General features: G+C 62.3%; 19 protein-coding genes. 6 read left to right on the plus strand and 13 right to left on the minus strand.

The window, feature by feature from the left end; translation table 11 throughout:
* The first annotated feature begins 42 nt into the window (after positions 1-42).
* A complete protein-coding gene (locus HW466_RS09430) occupies positions 43-870 on the plus strand; it encodes an alpha/beta hydrolase (RefSeq protein WP_151006072.1) in 828 nt (275 codons plus the stop codon).
* Between the two features lie 119 nt (positions 871-989).
* Positions 990-1883 (plus strand): LysR family transcriptional regulator, encoded by an 894-nt coding sequence (locus HW466_RS09435; RefSeq protein ID WP_151006073.1) that lies wholly within the window; start codon positions 990-992, stop codon positions 1881-1883.
* A 77-nt stretch (positions 1884-1960) separates the two neighbouring features.
* On the opposite strand, the gene HW466_RS09440 is transcribed toward HW466_RS09435, so the two are convergent.
* Positions 1961-3418, minus strand: a complete 1458-nt coding sequence (locus HW466_RS09440; protein WP_174905807.1) for an MFS transporter — start codon at positions 3416-3418, stop codon at positions 1961-1963.
* A gap of 449 nt (positions 3419-3867) precedes the next feature.
* Positions 3868-5034 carry a hypothetical protein gene (locus HW466_RS09445; protein ID WP_239005786.1) on the minus strand — a complete coding sequence of 389 codons (1167 nt, stop codon included), beginning with the start codon at positions 5032-5034 and terminating at the stop codon, positions 3868-3870.
* Between the two features lie 187 nt (positions 5035-5221).
* On the opposite strand from HW466_RS09445, the gene HW466_RS09450 reads away from it, so the two are divergent.
* From HW466_RS09450 to HW466_RS09465, 4 genes are all read left to right on the plus strand, one after another.
* Entirely contained in the window at positions 5222-6322 is a 1101-nt protein-coding gene (locus HW466_RS09450; RefSeq protein ID WP_151003874.1) for an NAD(P)H-dependent flavin oxidoreductase, read from the plus strand.
* A gap of 168 nt (positions 6323-6490) precedes the next feature.
* Positions 6491-6862: a GFA family protein gene (locus tag HW466_RS09455; RefSeq protein WP_151003872.1), complete on the plus strand. Its 372-nt coding sequence runs from the start codon at positions 6491-6493 to the stop codon at positions 6860-6862.
* Positions 6859-7002, plus strand: a complete 144-nt coding sequence (locus tag HW466_RS09460) for a hypothetical protein (protein ID WP_167357996.1) — start codon at positions 6859-6861, stop codon at positions 7000-7002. Before HW466_RS09455 ends, HW466_RS09460 begins: the two co-directional genes overlap by 4 nt.
* A gap of 127 nt (positions 7003-7129) precedes the next feature.
* A complete protein-coding gene (locus HW466_RS09465) occupies positions 7130-7585 on the plus strand; it encodes a MarR family winged helix-turn-helix transcriptional regulator (RefSeq protein ID WP_059502091.1) in 456 nt (151 codons plus the stop codon).
* 81 nt (positions 7586-7666) lie between these two features.
* Here HW466_RS09465 and HW466_RS09470 read toward each other — a convergent pair whose 3' ends face one another.
* The 11 genes from HW466_RS09470 to HW466_RS09520 form a co-directional block, all read right to left on the minus strand.
* Positions 7667-8428, minus strand: a complete 762-nt coding sequence (locus HW466_RS09470; RefSeq protein ID WP_151003876.1) for a GNAT family N-acetyltransferase — start codon at positions 8426-8428, stop codon at positions 7667-7669.
* A 141-nt stretch (positions 8429-8569) separates the two neighbouring features.
* Positions 8570-8899, minus strand: coding sequence for a DUF4148 domain-containing protein (locus HW466_RS09475; protein ID WP_151003870.1), 330 nt, complete (start codon positions 8897-8899; stop codon positions 8570-8572).
* Positions 8900-8970: 71 nt separating this feature from the next.
* Positions 8971-9297, minus strand: a complete 327-nt coding sequence (locus tag HW466_RS09480; protein ID WP_151003868.1) for a DUF4148 domain-containing protein — start codon at positions 9295-9297, stop codon at positions 8971-8973.
* Positions 9298-9360: 63 nt separating this feature from the next.
* Positions 9361-9780, minus strand: a complete 420-nt coding sequence (locus HW466_RS09485) for an organic hydroperoxide resistance protein (RefSeq protein WP_151003866.1) — start codon at positions 9778-9780, stop codon at positions 9361-9363.
* 304 nt (positions 9781-10084) lie between these two features.
* Positions 10085-10318, minus strand: a complete 234-nt coding sequence (locus HW466_RS09490; protein WP_244138224.1) for a RidA family protein — start codon at positions 10316-10318, stop codon at positions 10085-10087.
* Positions 10319-10417: 99 nt separating this feature from the next.
* Entirely contained in the window at positions 10418-11395 is a 978-nt protein-coding gene (locus HW466_RS09495) for an alpha/beta hydrolase family protein (RefSeq protein ID WP_151003863.1), read from the minus strand.
* A 161-nt stretch (positions 11396-11556) separates the two neighbouring features.
* Positions 11557-12942, minus strand: a complete 1386-nt coding sequence (locus tag HW466_RS09500; protein ID WP_151003861.1) for a TolC family outer membrane protein — start codon at positions 12940-12942, stop codon at positions 11557-11559.
* Positions 12885-14135 (minus strand): HlyD family secretion protein, encoded by a 1251-nt coding sequence (locus HW466_RS09505; protein ID WP_170296636.1) that lies wholly within the window; start codon positions 14133-14135, stop codon positions 12885-12887. The genes HW466_RS09500 and HW466_RS09505 overlap by 58 nt, the downstream gene beginning before the upstream one ends.
* 50 nt (positions 14136-14185) lie before the next feature.
* Complete coding sequence (locus HW466_RS09510; RefSeq protein ID WP_170296635.1) at positions 14186-15154, minus strand: GNAT family N-acetyltransferase; 969 nt, start codon at positions 15152-15154, stop codon at positions 14186-14188.
* Positions 15155-15177: 23 nt separating this feature from the next.
* Positions 15178-15759, minus strand: coding sequence for a 2OG-Fe(II) oxygenase (locus HW466_RS09515; protein ID WP_170296634.1), 582 nt, complete (start codon positions 15757-15759; stop codon positions 15178-15180).
* Positions 15760-15825: 66 nt separating this feature from the next.
* A complete protein-coding gene (locus tag HW466_RS09520) occupies positions 15826-17919 on the minus strand; it encodes a peptidase domain-containing ABC transporter (RefSeq protein WP_151003853.1) in 2094 nt (697 codons plus the stop codon).
* Positions 17920-17995: the final 76 nt, after the last annotated feature.

Raw genomic sequence — 17995 nt, forward strand, 5'->3', positions numbered from 1 at the left:
CGACGTCCCGCACTTTGGAAATCCGACCGAGGCACTTCCCGAATGACGATCCTCTATCGCGGCATGGACCGCGCGGCGCTCGACGCCGCCTACCTGAACACGAAGGCCATTCCCGATTTCCCGGCGGTGCTCGCGTCCTGCCAGGCGCGCAGCGCAGCGCTTTACGACGCGACGCCCGGGCAGCGCGACCTGCGTTACGGCGAGCGGGCGGCGCAGCGCTTCGACTGGCTTCGGTGCGGCACGCCCGACGCGCCGCTGTTCGTGTTCATTCACGGCGGCTACTGGCAGCACTGCGCGAAAGAGGATTTCGCGTACGCGGCCGCCGGGCCGCTCGCACGCGGTTTCGACGTCGTACTCGCCGAATACACGCTCGCGCCGGTGGCATCGATGACCGACATCGTCGGCGAGATCGGCGCGTTGCTCGACCATCTCGCGGCCGACCCGGATCGCATCGGCACCGCAGAACGACCGATCCACCTGAGCGGTCACTCGGCCGGCGGCCACCTGACGGCCGTGCATCGTGCGCACCCGGCCGTCGTATCGGCGCTCGCGATCAGCCCGCTCGTCGATCTCGAACCGATCTCGCTTTGCGTGCTCGACGACAAGCTGAAGCTCACCGCGCAGGAAATCGCCGCATACAGTCCGCTGTATCACATCGGACCCGGCGCACCGACCGTCGTCGCCGTCGGCGCGGCCGAGCTGCCGGAACTCGTGCGTCACGCACACGAATATGCCGACGCATGCGAAGCGGCCGGCGAACGGATCGCCCGCGCATGGCTGCCCGGCATGCAGCACTTCACGGTGCTCGACGATCTCGCGAAACCGGACAGTACGATGCTCGCGGCGTTGCAGGCGATCGCGCCGCACTGAGCGCGCCGTATTGCATCGCGTGGCGCGATCGCGCGCCGCGCGCGGCCGGGCGTATGATCGCCGTCAGGCCGGCCGGCGCCGTTCGCGCCCGCCGCATGGCGCTTCCCGGGACCTTCATCATGGTGAACCCGCTTCATTTCGATCTGCAGTCGCTGCGTGTATTCGCGCTCGTTGCCGAGCACGGCAGCCTGACCAAGGCGGCCGAACACGGCCAGCTCACGTTGTCCGCCGTCAGCAAGCGGATCGCCGAACTCGAGGGCACGACCGGCAGCGCGCTGTTCGTCCGGCATGCGCGCGGCGTCGAGTTGACGCCGGCGGGCCGCGCGCTGCTCGACCATGCGGCGAAGGTGATCGAGCAGGTCAACCGGATGGCGCACGAGATGAGCGACTACGTCGCGGGCGTGCGCGGCCACATTCACGTGTGGACCAATACGTCGGCCATCGTCCAGTTCTTGCCGGCCGATCTCGCCGCATTTCTCACCGACAATCCGGGCATCAAGGTCAGTCTCGAAGAGCGGCTGAGTCACGAGATCGTCGACGCGCTCTTGTCCGGCAAGGCCGATGTCGGCGTGTTCGCGGACAACGTGCCGGCACCCGGCATCGAGCGCCGCCTGTACCGGCGCGACGAGCTCGTGCTCCTCGTGCCGCGCGGGCATCGCTTCGCCGCGCGCGACAGCATCCGTTTCGCCGAGACACTCGATGAAGACTACGTCGGCCTGAGCGACGGCAGTTCGCTGCTCACGCGGATGACCGATGCCGCGTTCGCGGCCGAGCGCTCGCTGAAGCTGCGCATCCAGGTGTCGAATTTCGACGGCGTGAGCCGGATGATCGAGGCCGGGCTGGGGATCGGCGTGCTGCCGCGCGACGCGGTGACGGGCGAGCGCGCAGCGCGGCTCGGAGTGGTGAAGCTCGACGACGCGTGGGCGACGCGCACATTGTGGGTCGGCGTGAAGGCCGGCGCCGTGCTGACCAACGACATAGCGAAGCTGTTCGATTTCATGTCGGCGCGCTGAAACGTGCTCGGCGCCGGGCCGCAGACGCGATGCATCGGGCACGGCGCGCGCATTCGCGCGCGCCGTGCCGATCGCCGTCATACCGGGTTGATGTCGTCCTGGCTGCGCCGGGTGGTCAGCGGCCCGAACACGCGCAGCGTGACGGCAACGATGCCGAGCGCGACCGAGATCACGCCGAACATCGCGCCGGCGCCATACGTTGCAAGCACCGGCAACAAAACGAACGGCAGCCCGCCGCTGACGATGCGCGACAGCGCGTACGTGCTGCCGATCGCGGTCGAGCGCACGCGTGCCGGAAAAATTTCCGCCTGATACACGTGATACGCGTTGCTGAACACGTTCGATGCGCAGGTCGTCAGGAAACCGAAGCAGACGATCAACGCCGTATTGCCCGAATACGCGAAGCCCAGCCCGAACACGGCGATCGACAGGATCGACACGATCACGAGCGTGCGGCGTTCGATCCAGTTCAACAGCGGGATCGACAGCAGCGAGCCGATCGGATAACCAATGAACGACAGTGCAATGAACAGCGTACCGTCCGTCACGTCGAACCCGCGGCTCTTGACGACCGTGCCGGCGAGCGTGCCGAAGCCGTAATAGCCGAAGCCCTGGAACAGATGGAACACGACGAGCATCAGATAACGCGCGCCGTAAGGCCGGCGGCGCAGCAGCGCGACGCGCTCGCCGAGGCCCAGCGGCCGCTGCGGTTCGGCCGACGCCGCGAACTGCTCGGGCATGCGCACGCCAGCGCTGTCGGCGAAGCGTCGCGCCGCGTCATGTGCATCCGCGGTGCGGCCCTGCGCGAGCAGCCAGCGCGGGCTTTCCGGCAGCCGGTGCTGCACCAGCAGCACGTACACGGCACCGAGGCTGCCGATCGCGAGGATGATGCGCCAGCCGGCCACGCCCGCGACATGCAGCGGATTGAGCCATAGCGCGAGAAAACCGACCAGCGGCACCGCGACGTACGAAGTCGTATAGGCCCACGCGGCGAGCCGTCCGCGCTTGTCCTTCGGCAGGATTTCCGACAGGAAGCTGTCGGCGACCGGGTAGATCGCACCGACGCCGATGCCCGTCAGGAACCGGCATGCGACCAGCATGTCGGCATTCACCGAGAACGCGCCGATCAGCGAAAACGCGCTGTACCACACGAGCGTCAGCAAGAACGCCTTGCGCCGCCCGATCCGGTCGGCGAGGCTGCCCAGGCACATCGCGCCGACGAACATCCCGATGAATGCCGATGCCAGCAGCAGTTTGAAATCGGCGCTTTGCCGGCTCAGCCCGTACTCGTTCTGCAGCGCGGAGCCGATCGTGCTGACGAGGAAGATCTCGTACATGTCGAAGAACAGCCCGATGCCGATCACCCAGACGACGAACCGGTGCAGTGAACCGACCGGCAGATCGTCCATGAATTCGCCGAGCGTGATGCCGCGCACGGGCGCCGCCGGCGCACCGGCGCCGGCCCGGGCCGCGGACGGTATGGGGGACGCGGCTCCGCCCGCGGTGCCGCCGAGGTCGAGGGATTGGCTGTTCATCGTGTCTCCTGATTATGAATTCGCCGTGGCGCGACGCCCGGCCGTTCGCGGCCGGCCATGCGGGTCCGGTCGCACGACGCGGCGCGCGTGCCCGCCCGGCCCTGGAAAAGGCCGGCTCCGCGGGTAACGCCGGTCGTCCGAAACATGGTCGACGAATTCGCGAGACGCGATAATTGCGGATGCTTCAAGCATCCTTTCCCGCGCAGAAAGGCTGCTGAACGCGTGGCGGGCGGGCTCCGGATGCAAATCCAGCGCTGCGGGAGTGGAAGGGGAGGGAAAACCATGCGTGGCGCTGCGGGCGTTCGGCGTTCCGGGCTTCGCGACGCCGTACGGAGTGGCTCGGTGTCGGCAGGGCCGGCGCTACGCAACCGCGCGTCACGCTCCGTCTATGCATTTATCGTATGCTCACCGCTGCTCGATATGGCCCAAGGGCCGCGCCGCATTGGCGGTCATTGCGATGCACACGAAACGGCGCACCCGGCTGTCGACGTCCGACCGGCATCGACAGCGTCCACGGGGGCGCCTTCGGCGCGCGCCTGGCGGACCGTATCCGACGCAACTGCCTGCAACCTTGCCGCCATGTCCGGCGCGATGCCGAGCTGCGCGGCCGCTTGCTCCCGCGGGCCGAAAGTACGGACGTCGACGCCAGTGATCTGCTCGAACAGCACCAGCGCGCTCAGGTAAGCGCCCAGCACACCCGGATGCAGATAATCGGGCCGCGAGATCGGCGGGTGGTTCCGCGCATGCATGCCGTACCACAGCAGCGGCGCACCGGACCGCGCATACGGGTCGGGATCGGCGACGCCGGTCGCCCACGCTTGCTGCCACGCGCGACCGACCGGCGCGACGGCGACGATCGACGGATCGGTGCGGCGCGCGCCTTCGTATGCATCGCGATATGCGGCGACGAGGTCGGTGAGGCGAGCGACGTACCGTGTGTGAAAACCGGCGCTGTCCGGCTCGCCCGCCAGCGCTTTCGCGAGATCGGCACGCGGCCAGGTTTCATACAGATAGACACGCGCTTGCGGCGCTGCCGCATGAATACCGCGCGCGAGCTTCGCGACGCTCGCACGGAAACCGGCCGGATCGCTGGCGCGGCTGTGGGTGAGCGTAAACGGCAGCGGCTTCGCACTCAGCTCCTGCAGGACCACCACATCCCACGTCGGCCGGTCGATCACGTCCGATGCGAGGCGGTCATGCTTCGCGAGACTCGTCGCCGACATCGCTTCCAGATGAACCTCGTAGTCGAGTCCGGCTTGCGCGGCGAAGCGCGCGAAGATCCCCGGAATCCCGCCCCACGGCCCCGGCTCGCGTTCGGCGCGGGCTCCGGTCTGCCCGAAGTTTTCGTCGACGACCTGCGCGGCGCCGTCGACGTCGTTGCTGCCGGAGCGCATCGCGCCATACGAGCGCACGGGCGTGTAGCGGCCATGCGTGAGACTGTCGCCGACGAACAGGATGCGTTGCGGCGTGCGCGTTGGCGGTGCGGGCGACCCACTCGGCAGGTGCGCGGCATCGGTTGCAGGATCGGCGATGGCCGCCCCGGCAACCAGCAATGCGACGGCGCACGTCGTCGCGAAACGCAAGATCGAGCAACGGAACGAGGGCATGGCGGGCATTTCACAGATCGTCGGTTCGGGAGGCATGCGTGGCCGCAGTATTTCACGAACCGGCTCGTTGGGGCATATGCCGTTCGGCAGACTTGGATGCGTTGTCCCGGTCCGCTATTCTGAGCGCTGAATTCTGAAACGGGCCCGCCGGCACGCGTCCCGTTTGCGTTCAAGCCGCCCACAGGAGATGCACGACATGATTCCCTCGCCCGACAACCGGACGCTGTTGCGCACGCTCGGTATCCGCACCCCGATCATCCAGGCGCCCATGGCCGGCGTCAGCACCCCCGCGCTGGCGGCCGCCGTGTCGAATGCGGGCGGGCTCGGCTCGCTGGGCGTCGGTGCGACGAACCCCGACGGCGCGCGCAAGATGATCCGCGACACCCGCGCGCTCACCGACCGGCCGTTCAACATCAACCTGTTTTGCCACCAGCCGGCCCGCGCCGACGCAGCGGTCGAACGCGAGTGGCTCGACTGGCTCGCGCCCGCGTTCCGTGAACAGGGCGCGACGCCTCCGGCGTCGCTGTCGGAGATCTATACGAGCTTCGTCGTGGACGATGCGATGCTCGCGATGCTGGTCGAAGAAAAGCCGGCGGTCGTCAGCTTTCATTTCGGCTTGCCGTCCGATGACGCCATCGCCGTGCTCAAGCGCGCGGGCGCCACGGTGTTCGCGTCCGCGACGAACCTCGACGAAGCCCGGCAGATCGCCGCGGCCGGCATCGACGCGATCGTTGCGCAGGGCATCGAGGCCGGCGGACACCGTGGCGTATTCGACCCGGCGGCGCATGACGACCGGCTCGGCACGTTCGCGCTCACGCGCCTGCTGGTGCGCGAATGCGCGCTGCCGGTGATCGCCGCGGGCGGCATCATGGACGGCGAAGGCATCGCGGCCGCGCTCGCGCTCGGTGCGCAGGCCGCGCAGCTGGGCACCGCTTTCGTCGCGTGCCCGGAGACCTCGATCGACGACGGTTATCGCCGCGCGCTCCTCGGCGACGGGGCACGACGCACGACCTTGACGACGGCGATCTCCGGACGGATCGCGCGCGGCATCGCGAACCGGCTGACCGCGCTCGGCGACGATCCGCGCGCCCCGGCAACGCCGGCCTATCCGATCGCATACGACGCTGGCAAGGCACTGCACGCAGCAGCGAAGGCGAACGGCGAGTTCGGCTACGGCGCGCAATGGGCCGGGCAGGCGGCGCCGCTCGCGCGGTCGCTGCCGGCAGCCGAACTGTTCGCGACGCTCGAGCGCGAAACGAGGGCGGCCATCGCCCGTTTGCAGCACACGCTGGACTGATCTTCCGGCCACATGCGGCGCGCGGGCACACGGCGAATGCGCGGCCATGCACGTGGCCCGGTACAAAATTGCAACGTTGTGTATCCGTGGGCGGCCCGGATACAGCGTGATACAACGCATCGGCGAAGGCCCGTTATAAAGCGGACATGACCTTTCGAGGAGCACGACATGTCTGCTAGGTGGTTCAACGGCTCCTGCCATTGCGGCGCCGTGAAATTTGAAGTCCGGACCGCGATCGAGCCGGCGGCCCGCTGCAACTGCAGCCTGTGCCGCCGGCGCGGCGCACTGATGAGCCCGATGTTCCCCGCGGCCGACCTGAAGATCGTCGAAGGCGAGGGCGCGCTGACGCTGTACAGCTTCAACACGCATACGGCCCGCCACTATTTCTGCAGCCGCTGCGGCGTCTATCCGTTCCATCAGACGCGCAAGGATCCCGCGTGCTGGCGCGTCAATCTCGGCTGTCTCGACGGCGTCGATCCATATGTGCTCGATGCGGGCGTTGCCGATGGCGCAAGCCTGTCGGTCGTGGAGGACGCATGATGCGCTGGCTGATGATCCTGCTGTTCGCCGCGGGCGGCCTCGCAACCGAAATCGCGCATCCGATGCAGTGCTCGCTGCTGACCGTCAGCCGGCAGCGGACGAGCAATCGGCGGGGTCGGAACGACGATGAGCGTGACTGAGTCCTGGCAGCTGCCGTGGCGCTCGCATCGTGTCGATCCTCAAACCATATCAACGCTTCCGATAAGATCGCACGCGATATATAATGCATCCATCTGCGACACGAATGACCGTCGCTGGAGGACGCTCATGAAACCGACCGAAGCACCATCGCCCGCTGCACCGAAGCTGTCCGAGTTTCTGTGTTTTGCGATCTACTCGACGAATCTCGCATTCGGCAAGGCGTATAAACCGATCCTCGAAGAACTCGGCCTCACGTACACGCAATACATCACGATCATCGCGCTGTGGGAGGAGGGCAACCAGACGGTCGGGCAACTCGGCGAAAAGCTGTTCCTCGAATCGAACACGCTGACGCCGATCCTGAAGAAGCTCGAGGCGATGGGTTATCTGGAGCGGCACCGCGATCCGTCCGACGAGCGCCAGGTGCTCGTAAGCCTGACGAAGAGCGGCCGCCGCGTGCGCGAGAAGGGACTCGACATGGACCTGGTCGAAGCCACCGGGTTGAAACCCGACGAGTTCGCGAAGATGCAGAAGGCCATCGTCACACTGCGCGGCAACCTGATCGACTCGATCAACGAATAGACAAGTGAACGCCGGCTCGATATCGAGCCGGCGAAGCGGCAGCCGCCGGCGCCTTCCGCAATTTCAGTACGTTTTCCGCGTTCAGGGCCGATGCACCGGCGCGACCTGCCCGGATCGCTGAACAGTCCCGATCTCCTCGCGCCCCAGCACCAGCAAATGCATGTCGCGACGCGTCTCGAAGCCGAGTGCGCGATAGCGCTCGATCGCGCCTTGGTTCGACGTGAGCACGTGCAGGAAGGGTGTTTCCGCCCGCGCGCGGATGGCCGCGATCAACGACCGGATCAGTCCGGCCGCGAGGCCTTGGCCGCGGAAAGCCGCATCCACGCACACGGCGCTGATCTCCGCATGACCGTCGACCCTCAGGCGCTGGCCGGCCATCGCCACCAGTCGGCCTTGTCTGCGTACACCGATATAGCCGCCGAATTCGACCGTGCGCGGGCCGAACGGCCCCGGTTCCGTCGCCGCGATCAATTCGAGCATCTCCGGCACATCGGCTGCGGTGAGCCGGACATGCTCCAAAGGATGCACGCCGTCGAGCGTTCCCCGCCAGATCATCTGATGCAGCACCGCACGCCGGATCACGGAAAAACCGGTTGGCGTCGGGATCTCGTCCGGCGTGACGAGGGCCGCGGGGCCGTGCGCGGCGATCAGGCCGTGCAACGCGTCGAAAGCGGCAGGGCTGCGGCCGGGCATCCCGGCAAATGGCGCAAGAGCTGGAGCAAACCGGCGCGCACGCGCGTCGCCGACGGCGAAGCGATGCTGCTCGCCGGTGAGCGCATGCCATACGGCGTTGTCGAGCGGATGCGATCCGCTTTCTTCCTGCTCCGTCGTTCCTGCCCGCATCGCCCGCTCCTTGATTGAAGGCTGCCGTCGCACAGCATAGACGCGATCGCCAGAACACGGTGGAGGCAAACAATAAGGCGCATGCGATTACATCGCATGCGCCTTATTTGATGAACGACGGTGCCGATTTCGGCGCGACGCTCAACGACCGAAATAGATCGAGCGCTCGGCGGTGCGCATCGCGATGCGACTGCCGGATTGCGTCGCACCGACAGCGTCACTGCCGTAATCCGCGGCTTGGGTGTCGGCCGCCGTCGCTGCGTTGTCGCGGACTCGTTTCAGCGCTGCCTGCAGGTTGTCCGGATAGTTGGGGTCGTTCGGGCGATTCGGCAGGTAGCCGGCCTGCTGGAGCGCGGCCAGCTCCGCACGCACTTGCGCACGCGTCACGGTGCTTTCGGTCGCGAAGGCCGGTGCGGCAACGGAAGCCGACACGGCGACGAGCAAGGCTGAAATCAGTTGGGTCTTCATCATTTACCTCGATGGAAAAAGTGATCGGAATGTGGACGCCGCATGCCAGGAGCAGGCGTCGCTTGCGCTTTCGTTCAATGGCCGAAGTAGATCGAGCGCTCGGCGACGCGCGCGACAGCACGGCTGCCCGATTGCGTGGGGGCTGCGGCGTCGGCGCCGTAACCGGACGCCGCCGCGTCGGCTGCGGCGGTGTCGTTTGCGTGGATACGCGTCAGCGCGGCTTGCAGGTCGTCCGGGTAATGCGGATCGTTCGCGCGGCCTGGCACGTATCCGGCCTGCTGCAACTGGACGAGTTCGGCATGCACTTGTGCGCGCGTCACGACGGCTTCACGGGCAAGGGCCGGCACGGAAACGGCAGCGGACGCGGCAACGAGAAGAGCGGCAATCAGTTGGGTTTTCATCATTCACCTCGACAAGAAAATGGCGGAACGTTGGGAAGGCGCACGTGACCGCCCGGACATGGCTCAGACGACGCGGATCTCGACGTCGATGTTGCCGCGCGTCGCTTTCGAATACGGGCAGGTCTGGTGGGCGGTATCGACGATGTGCTGCGCGATGTCACGATCGAGCCCCGGCACGCTCACGTTCAGGCGAGCCTGCAGGAAGTACGCGTTGTTGCCCGTGCCCAGGTCCACTTCGGCATCGACAGAGAGATCGGCCGGCAGCGTGACCTTCGCCGCGCGCGCCGCGAGCTGCATCGCGCCGATGAAGCAGGCCGACCAGCCGGCCGCGAACAGTTGTTCCGGATTCGTGCCGGTACCGGCGCTGCCGGGCGACGACAGCTGGATGTCGAGGCGGCCGTCGGAACTGCGAGCCGCGCCGTCGCGGCCGCCGGAAGTCGTATGGGTCTTGCCCGTGTACAGCACTTTTTCGATCTTGCTCATCGTGCACTCCGTCAGGTAGGAAGGTTTTGTCTGATGCGATTCGATCGCATGCGATGCAGTTTCGTCGAGACAGCGAACCACGTCAAGCGCATTCGATTAAATCGCATGCGATATTTTGTATTTCAATGTATCTGAATCCTGCCGAGCCTTGCTGTGCAGGGCACTTGGTTGATCGAGCCCCTATATTAAAAATTCAAGAGGCGGCTCGGGTCGGCAGTTCAGCAATAGCGGGGGGGCCACCATCGGGACCGCGGCGGCGACGGCGCGCTGCGGCAATTCGGCTATGCAGGATGAACGTCGGCGATCACGACAGGATGACCGTCGCGTCTGCCGGCAACTGGCGGTGGGGAAACGCCGAGCGCGAATGTCCGGCCTTGTTGACCCGCACGTTGGCAAACGGGGCGGAAGTGCCGTTGATCACGGCCGGCTGACCTTGAAAGCGGTCGGCCGACGCGACTTGCCCGTTAACACGCACGAGGTGATGCAGGCGATTGAGCCCGCCAAGGCGCCTTCCGATCTGCGCAAGCACGTTGAGCACCACGAATTCCGCGGCGCGCCGGCCGTCAGTTGCGGCTGAATGCGAACAAAGCAAAGCGGCTCTAAAGCGGACATCTGTTGTTATGGGCCCGCACGCTCGTCAATCATGTCGGTCTATTGAGGTCGGGCGGTTCTTCGATGCAAGTGGCATGACGAACTGCTCGAAGTGCGGCAACCAGATGGGAATTGCGCTTGCGACAGCGAACATACCGTGTCCGTTCGCGCGGAAAGGCGGCTCGATAATCAATTGCCCTTGACCACCCGCAGCTCGAAATGCTGCATACCATTCGGCAACCACTTCCGGTGCAAAGAACTGGTCGTTTTGGACGTAATGCCACAGTACGGGAACTCGAATTGTCGCTGCAAAATGGGCAATCGTGTCCGTCATCTGCTGCGCCCCACACGGCATACCCGGATGCTTCGATGGGTTCCCGCCACGACCTCCCGAAAAGTTGACGACCGCGACCAATCCTTCCGGGGCATAGCTTGCCGCGGCTAGCGATGCGAACCCACCCGCCGATTGCCCGACCAAGACAACATGCTTCCGATCAACCTGAGGCAATGTCTGCGCATATTTGACGGCTGCGAGTACATCATGAGCTGCATGCTTACCGGCGGTCGTGTAGTCAGGATGCTGGCACGAACCCGCGTCCTCCTCGTAAGCGCCACCCGTGGCTCCGTAGCCGCGTCGGATCGGCACGACAACTGCGAAACCGAGCCGGATGAATGTCCGAATCTGCGCCAATTTCCGGTAGCGCCCAACCTTCCATCGATCTCGGGGGTCAGGTGGACTGCCGTGACTTAAAACAATCAATGGAAACGGCCCCGGGCCTGCCGGCATGTAGGTTGTCGCTACTATGTCGCGGCTATGCATTCCTTCGTCAACGGGAACTTTTGCGACGGTCTCATAGATGTCGCTTGCGATGGGCTGCTCCTCGTCTGCCGACACCGTGCAGCCGATCACGGAGACAGTCAATACGACCACCATCCATGATCTGAACAAATGGACGAATATCCGTTCTCGACAAAGCCGCGCAAGGGCCGCAGGAAACGCCTTTCCTTGATAAGTCACGTTCATCTTGCCCTCATGTGGCCGAGATAGACAATTTCATCCAGCGCGTACGAGAATGATCTGACGTTCGGTGGCGGTATATTGGGTGCTCAGTGAAACATCGCGCACCCCACGTGATGCTCAGTCGTTCAAGAGCACGATCGACGTGTCCACTCGAAGTCAAGGGATTATTTTCCCCCGTAAATATCGCGGTTCAACTCAGCGATATATCCTTCAGTGAGATCGGTCGTTAGCCGCTTCAACTTAACTTCAGACTGCAACGCATCGAAAGTTGCCCTAATGGAGTCTGCCTGAGCGGCATATAGCCGGTCTTCTGCATCGAGCACGTCCACATTGATCTTGACACCAATTGCGTACGCCTTCCGCGTTGCGTCGCGCGCAGTAACTGCCGCGCGAATGGCCTCTGAAAGAGCGTGCATGCGAGAGAGGCTCGACGTTAATGTGAGATATGCTTGGCGCGTTTGCTGACGAACGGTTCGAATGAGTTCGACTAATTTGTCGTCGGCTGAGTCCTTCTCATCAAGGCGCCGGCGCGCCTTCGCGATCGTAGAAAATCCATCGAAGATCGGTACGCTGACCTGGATACCGATTGCATCGGAATGCCCGGCTCGTCCCAGGAGAATGTTGGTCTGGCTTTCCAAATAGGTTGCTGAGCCACGACTGTGGCTCGCCACGAGTTCAACAGTCGGAAGAAATTCGCTACGAGCCTCCTTGATTTTCTTCTCGGCGATTCGCGTCTCGAGCCGTGAACGGGAAACGCCAAGATTTTCTTCCTCAGCCCTTTCCAGCAGATCGGGCAGTGCACCGGGCGACACAGGCCGTATTGTCCAGGCGGACGGCATAGGCTTAACTGCGATCGAATCGTCACCTGCAATCTTGCGAAGCTTGCTCATCGCAATCTCTGTGTCATTCTCAAACTCGGCCAGATCGGCGTCCGACCGTGCGAGACGCGCTTGAGCATCGTCTACGTCAACTACTGTAACCACACCCGATTCGAACGCATGATGCGCCGCATCCAATGCCTCGGCTAACGCGACGCGATGCGCTGTCGCAGCACGCAGTCTGGCGTGAGCTGCGAGGACGTCAAGGTATGCGGATGTCGCATCGGCCAAGAGGTCCTGATGAGCCTCTGCTAGCGCGACTGCGTCGCGCGCTTCACCCAGCCTGGCTTCGTCGACCATCTGCCATTGCTCAATGTTGATCAGCGGCTGAGTGAGCGAGAGTGTGAAGCCGTTGGTATGGAAATCCTTCGCACCGGTGCTTTCTCCGACCACTGTGCTTCCTTTCTGCATCTTTCCCGTTAAAGCAACGCGCGGTAGCAAGCCCGCAACTGCCTCAGGGACCGCTTGCTGCGCTGCGCGAAATTCCGCGCGGGCCGCGGCGAAGCCAGCGTTCCCCGTCTCCACACGATCAATCGTCTGCACGAGATCCAATACTGATGCGCTGGTCTGCGCACATGCCATCGGTAACGCGGCCTGACCCAGGGCAAGCGCGACTATCGCACGGCGCCACCGTAGCGGCCCGAGATCGCGTAGAGCGGCTCCAACACCCATTCGTAGATTTTCCTTGTTTCGAGAAGAATATCGGCGTCGACCTTCATGCCGTCCTCGAGGTTGACCGACCGACCGTATGCCTTCACCGTCTGCTCGTCGAGCTGAGTGCGCACTCGGTAAAGCGTTTCTCTTGAGCTGCTATCCTGCTGCAGCAGCGTCGGTGGCAGCGCGGTATGCGCTATTTCGATCACGCGGCCGCCATATTGACCAAACTTTTCGTAGGGAAATGCCTCGTATCGCAGCAGTACCGCAGAACCAATCGAAATAAGACCCGCCGCGCGGCTCGGTACATACAGATCGACTACGCACTGCGCGTCGTATGGCACCACACTTACCAATAATGTGGTTGACGTAACGGATTGACCTGGGTCGTAGAGTGCCGCAGTCACTCGCCCGCGGATCTGCGAATAGACAACGATTTCCCTCCGGCCCTCGTTGTCGGCAAGCTGCGCATCGAGGTCGGCCAATTTCTGGTCGTAGCCCGAGAGCTCATTTTGCGCCTGGAGCGGGAAATTTCTCTGTGCGCTTTGGGATTGCTGCAAGCCGGACAATGTCGCTGCCATATCGCGTTCGACACCGGCGAGTCTCGCCTTTACATCGAGGTTCTCCTGGATTTTCTGCTGCAATTGCGCAAGCGGGAAATACCCTTGAGCCGCAAGTTGCTTATAGCGGCTGAGGTTTTGCTCGTTTGCGCCAACGAGTTCGCGCAATGCATCGGCCTGTGCGCGCATCTGTCGGAGTTCGGCCTGCAGATCACGGACCTTATCGTCGAGCGCCTGACGCTCCTCGACGAGGATTCGGCTTCGCCGGCTTTTCTCACTGAATACCTCGCTCCGCCGCTCTTTTAGGCTAGCGGTGATCGCTTCTTGCGTCTGACCAATGGCCGCGCTTCGTCTATCGCTGTCGACCACGTAGAGCGGGGTTCCCTTGTCGACCAACTGGCCCTCGCTGACGAGGCGCCTGACGACTGTTCCATCGACAGACGCGTACACGTGAGCGACCTTCTGCGTTAATTGAACCTGCCCGCCGACACGGACGCGGCGTGTATAGTTACCGAACGCGAGAAACGCGCATATCACCAGCGCAAACGCCAACGAAGCGATTGTCAGCACCCAGCGCGGCACCTCCTGCGAAAGCAGAACTGTGCCGGGTAACGCGCGTTGCCGGAATTCAAGAGCGGTTTCACGGAACAATGGCCGAGGCGACGTCTCCGCGGGCGGACTCGAAATATCCGTATCGACATTTATAGCCACAACACAAAACTCCCGCCGGTATTATCCAGGCCGAGCCGTTCGAAGTAGGCGCGCGAGCGCGCAGCGTTATCGCCAAATGTATCGAGCACACGGAGCTCAACTGCGCCCGCCGTTCGCGCCCAGCGTTTGAATTCATGCAGCAAGCGTAGCCCGGTCAATCCTCGTTGCCTTGGAGCGACATACAAATGCTCACATACCGCAACCTTCGCATTGGTCCACGAAAGCTCGTGAAGCCCGCCGAGCAGAAATCCCTGAGGTTCACCGTCGAAGCGAGCGACGAAAACGCATTGATTTGGATCGCTGGCCGCCGACGCAATGAATCGCTTCGCCGCCGGCTCGTCGAAACGAAGAGAAACGTAGCGACTGTCGACCTGCAATTGACGTGCAAGCGTAACGATTGCTGAGTACTCGGCCGGCCGTGCAGAACCTATTGCCAGGCGAGTGACCTTCTCGTGATTTTCTCGGGTCGTCGATTGCATCAAGATTTCGTCGATAATTGATGCGCGCAGCGCGAGCCCCGTTCTTTTAGCCATCGCTAGAACACTTTGCAGGAATTTCTTTCCGCTACCCTGTTCGATCAGGTTTGCACATTCCATCTCGATTAGAGAACCGAGCATCGCTTTCGGCACGGCCCGCGCCTTGCCGGAGCGCCGGTCGATCAGTTTTCCGGTCGAGCAGGCATCAAGCCACGCCTGAGGTCGCTCCGACGAGCAGAACAGAAACGCCAGTTCCTCTGCTTCGCTTCCAATCACTTGCGAGACAAGCGGGCGAGCGTGCAGGCCGACCAGTGTCTTCTTGAACCGATTCGTTCCATATACGCTGTGAAACAATCCGGCAGCTTGAACGTCTCCATCGCATCCCCAACGCTTCAGCAAATTTTCGACCCCGATCAGGTGATCAAGGAAGGTACGCCCCGAGTGGGACACCTGACCGGCGCCGGCTTCGATGAGAAATGCCACTTGCTCTTCATGCGATCGCCTGGTCATACTGGGGCCTTTTGGCTCTTGAAAACGATCGAGACGCGCAATTCCGCGCACTCACGGCTTGGCGCGTGGGCCGCGTGCGGAAGGGAACCCGGGAAAGAGACGATCCGTCCTGGGCTGGGGTAGACTGCCTTCACGATGTCCTGCCCATCGCGCGTAAAGAACAGCGTCTCACCGGACCAATTCTTGTGCCACGTCTGATGTGCGTAGTAAATCGTCGAAAAGTAGTTCTCAGTGTCGTCATTGTCCGTATGCACGTAGCCTTCGACACCATAAGTATGGCTGTTCGCATATACCCGAAGCGGCTCGTGTCCCTTCAACGGACCACTGGACAGTAGCTTCCACAATTCGTAGACCGGAACCGCTGCCGCATTTTTGGACAGTTCCATCTCGCAGTTTGCTCGGCTCTCGATGCCGCCGCCGGCAAAACTTGCATGCCAAAAGCAAAACCGGTCCCGGCGGGTATTCGACCGCCAGCCGTATTGCCAAATCGGGCCACGAACCAGCTCACTAAGGCTTTGACGCAAATGAGCCGGCACCAGGTCATCAAAGACATTTATCTCTTTTGCAATGTGCTCCAATTGACTTTCCCCGTTTATTGCTGCTTTTAATCTCACGATGGACCACCGCCTTGCAAACTCCATCGGTTATGTAGCGGTTACGTCGATGATCCGGTCGGCACTCGCAATTGTTTCCGGCCTGTGTGCAACAACGATTCTTGTCAGCGGAAGTTTTTTGATCGCGTCGTTCACGCGCTTCTCGTTTTCCACATCGAGGTGACTAGTCGCTTCGTCCAGCAGCAAGACCGAAGGTTGTCGATAAAGCGCCCGCGCGAGCAGTACACGCTGTTTCTGGCCACCTGATAGGATTGAACCCATGTCGCCCACCATCGAGTTGAAACCCATCGGCATGCGGTTGATGTCGTCTTCGATCGCGGCGATTCGTGCGGACTCGCGGATGCGCGCGTGATCCGGCATCTCGTCGAAGAAACAAATATTTTCCGCCAGAGTACCGGCAAACAGCTGGTCTTCTTGCATGACCGTTCCGATAAGTCGACGGTGCGTCGTCGTTCCAAGCGCCTCGATTGGAGCGTCGTTTATATGAACCGCACCCGAGGTCGGACGAAGCAGACCAGCGATGATTTTGAGAATCGTCGTTTTTCCGCTGCCGCTGGCGCCGACAATTGCCACGTGCTCGCCGGGATCGACGGTCATACTGAATCTTTTGACGACTTCTTCTTCCTCTTCGGCATAACGAAAGGAGATGTCCTTCAGCACGATCCTCGCGGCAGGGAAACGAGTCACCTCGACGCCGGTGGTCCGCACTTCTTCCTTCTCGTACATAATGTCGGCCAGACGGTTCAGCTGAACATCGAGCATGCGAAACTCGTATGCCTTGTCGACGAGACTCGTCACACGCTTGGAAAACTGCTCGCGGTACGAAAGGTAGGCAAGCAACATGCCGATCGAAAACGTTTTTTCAATCACGGCGTTGGCGCCCATCACGACGACGATCAGGTTTTCGGCACGAAAGATAAAGCTGTTCGCGCCATGAAAGAAGACAAGCAACCGCTGCGTACGCAGCCACGCGTTCTTTTGCCGGACAATCTGGTTGAGCCAGCCGGCGATCCGGGAATGTTCCTTCCCGAACAGTTTGATGCTTTGAATGCCACGGACGCTTTCAAGCAGATATGTCTGTTGCTTTGCGTCGAACACGAACTGGCTCTCGTTCGCAGATCTCAGTGCACCATACAAAGAAATCCGCAAACCGATATAGATCGTCAACGCGCCGACACTGATCAGGGCGAGCTTCGCGTCGTACACGATCATCATCACGAGCGTGCCGATCGACATCGCTCCGTCGAGCACTGCCTCCACGACGCTCGTGCTGATTGTGTTCTGGATGACGTTGATCGTATTAACGCGGGTCACAATATCGCCGAGGTGGCGTTTTCCGAAGAAACTGCTCGGTAGATGAAACAGTCGGCTGCCAACGTTGGCAAGCCATTGCACGTTGAGCGATGCTCCCATGTGCGCGACAATCCAAGCCCGGAACGCTTCGATGGCAGTCTGCGACGCCCACACGATGCCGAATCCGATGGCAAGCGTTAACACCAGTTGCTCGTCGCCGGTAACGAGCGCCTCATCGGTCACCCATTGAACGAAGAAAGGCGTCACGATCGTGCAGATTTCGATTGCGATGGCTAGCAAGAAGATCTGAGAAAGCGATCGTTTGAGCCCGACGATGCGCCCAGTCAACTCTCGAACCCGGAGCTTTTCCTTGCGTTTCGCGCGTTTGAATTCCGGGTTAGGCGTTAGTTCAAGCGCGACGCCCGTGAAGTGCCTGGATAGTTCCTTCCATTCAATGGTGCTGCGTCCCAGCGCCGGATCGACGATTTCCACACTCGACGCCCGGACTCGCTCCAACACGACGAAGTGATTGAAACTCCAGTGCAGGACACAGGGCAACTGCAAATGACGCACTTCATTCAGTTCGAGCGAAAGAGGGCGCGCCGTCAGCTTCAGATGGCTGCCGATCTCGACGAGGTTGGCGAGCGTCGTGCCTTTGAGGGACACGGAAAAGCGCTGACGCAATTGGCGCAAATCGATTTCGTGACCATGAAACGACGCGACCATGCAGACGCATGCAAGTCCACACTCCGCCGCCTCATTTTGTAGAACGACCGGAACCTTCTTGCGCAACCCCACTTGAAGATTGCCAAATATCCCGAGGAGATTCATAAATGGACGAGGGATGCGACTAACCAATCAGCGCTTTGACAATGAGCGCGGTAATGAATATGAGCACCACGATCAA

Origin of the sequence: Burkholderia territorii (assembly GCF_902833055.1) — a bacterium.
GTDB classification, from domain to species: domain Bacteria; phylum Pseudomonadota; class Gammaproteobacteria; order Burkholderiales; family Burkholderiaceae; genus Burkholderia; species Burkholderia territorii.

Excerpts from the sequence above, each read along its gene's own strand:
- HW466_RS09445 (WP_239005786.1), bottom strand. The coding sequence starts at position 5,034 with ATGCCCGCCATGCCCTCGTTCCGTTGCTCGATCTTGCGTTTCGCGACG.
- HW466_RS09470 (WP_151003876.1), bottom strand. The coding sequence starts at position 8,428 with ATGCGGGCAGGAACGACGGAGCAGGAAGAAAGCGGATCGCATCCGCTC.
- HW466_RS09450 (WP_151003874.1), top strand. The coding sequence starts at position 5,222 with ATGATTCCCTCGCCCGACAACCGGACGCTGTTGCGCACGCTCGGTATC.
- HW466_RS09495 (WP_151003863.1), bottom strand. The coding sequence starts at position 11,395 with ATGAACGTGACTTATCAAGGAAAGGCGTTTCCTGCGGCCCTTGCGCGG.
- HW466_RS09440 (WP_174905807.1), bottom strand. The coding sequence starts at position 3,418 with ATGAACAGCCAATCCCTCGACCTCGGCGGCACCGCGGGCGGAGCCGCG.
- HW466_RS09500 (WP_151003861.1), bottom strand. The coding sequence starts at position 12,942 with ATGGGTGTTGGAGCCGCTCTACGCGATCTCGGGCCGCTACGGTGGCGC.
- HW466_RS09520 (WP_151003853.1), bottom strand. The coding sequence starts at position 17,919 with ATGAATCTCCTCGGGATATTTGGCAATCTTCAAGTGGGGTTGCGCAAG.
- HW466_RS09475 (WP_151003870.1), bottom strand. The coding sequence starts at position 8,899 with ATGATGAAGACCCAACTGATTTCAGCCTTGCTCGTCGCCGTGTCGGCT.
- HW466_RS09435 (WP_151006073.1), top strand. The coding sequence starts at position 990 with ATGGTGAACCCGCTTCATTTCGATCTGCAGTCGCTGCGTGTATTCGCG.
- HW466_RS09460 (WP_167357996.1), top strand. The coding sequence starts at position 6,859 with ATGATGCGCTGGCTGATGATCCTGCTGTTCGCCGCGGGCGGCCTCGCA.
- HW466_RS09455 (WP_151003872.1), top strand. The coding sequence starts at position 6,491 with ATGTCTGCTAGGTGGTTCAACGGCTCCTGCCATTGCGGCGCCGTGAAA.
- HW466_RS09485 (WP_151003866.1), bottom strand. The coding sequence starts at position 9,780 with ATGAGCAAGATCGAAAAAGTGCTGTACACGGGCAAGACCCATACGACT.
- HW466_RS09465 (WP_059502091.1), top strand. The coding sequence starts at position 7,130 with ATGAAACCGACCGAAGCACCATCGCCCGCTGCACCGAAGCTGTCCGAG.
- HW466_RS09430 (WP_151006072.1), top strand. The coding sequence starts at position 43 with ATGACGATCCTCTATCGCGGCATGGACCGCGCGGCGCTCGACGCCGCC.
- HW466_RS09480 (WP_151003868.1), bottom strand. The coding sequence starts at position 9,297 with ATGAAAACCCAACTGATTGCCGCTCTTCTCGTTGCCGCGTCCGCTGCC.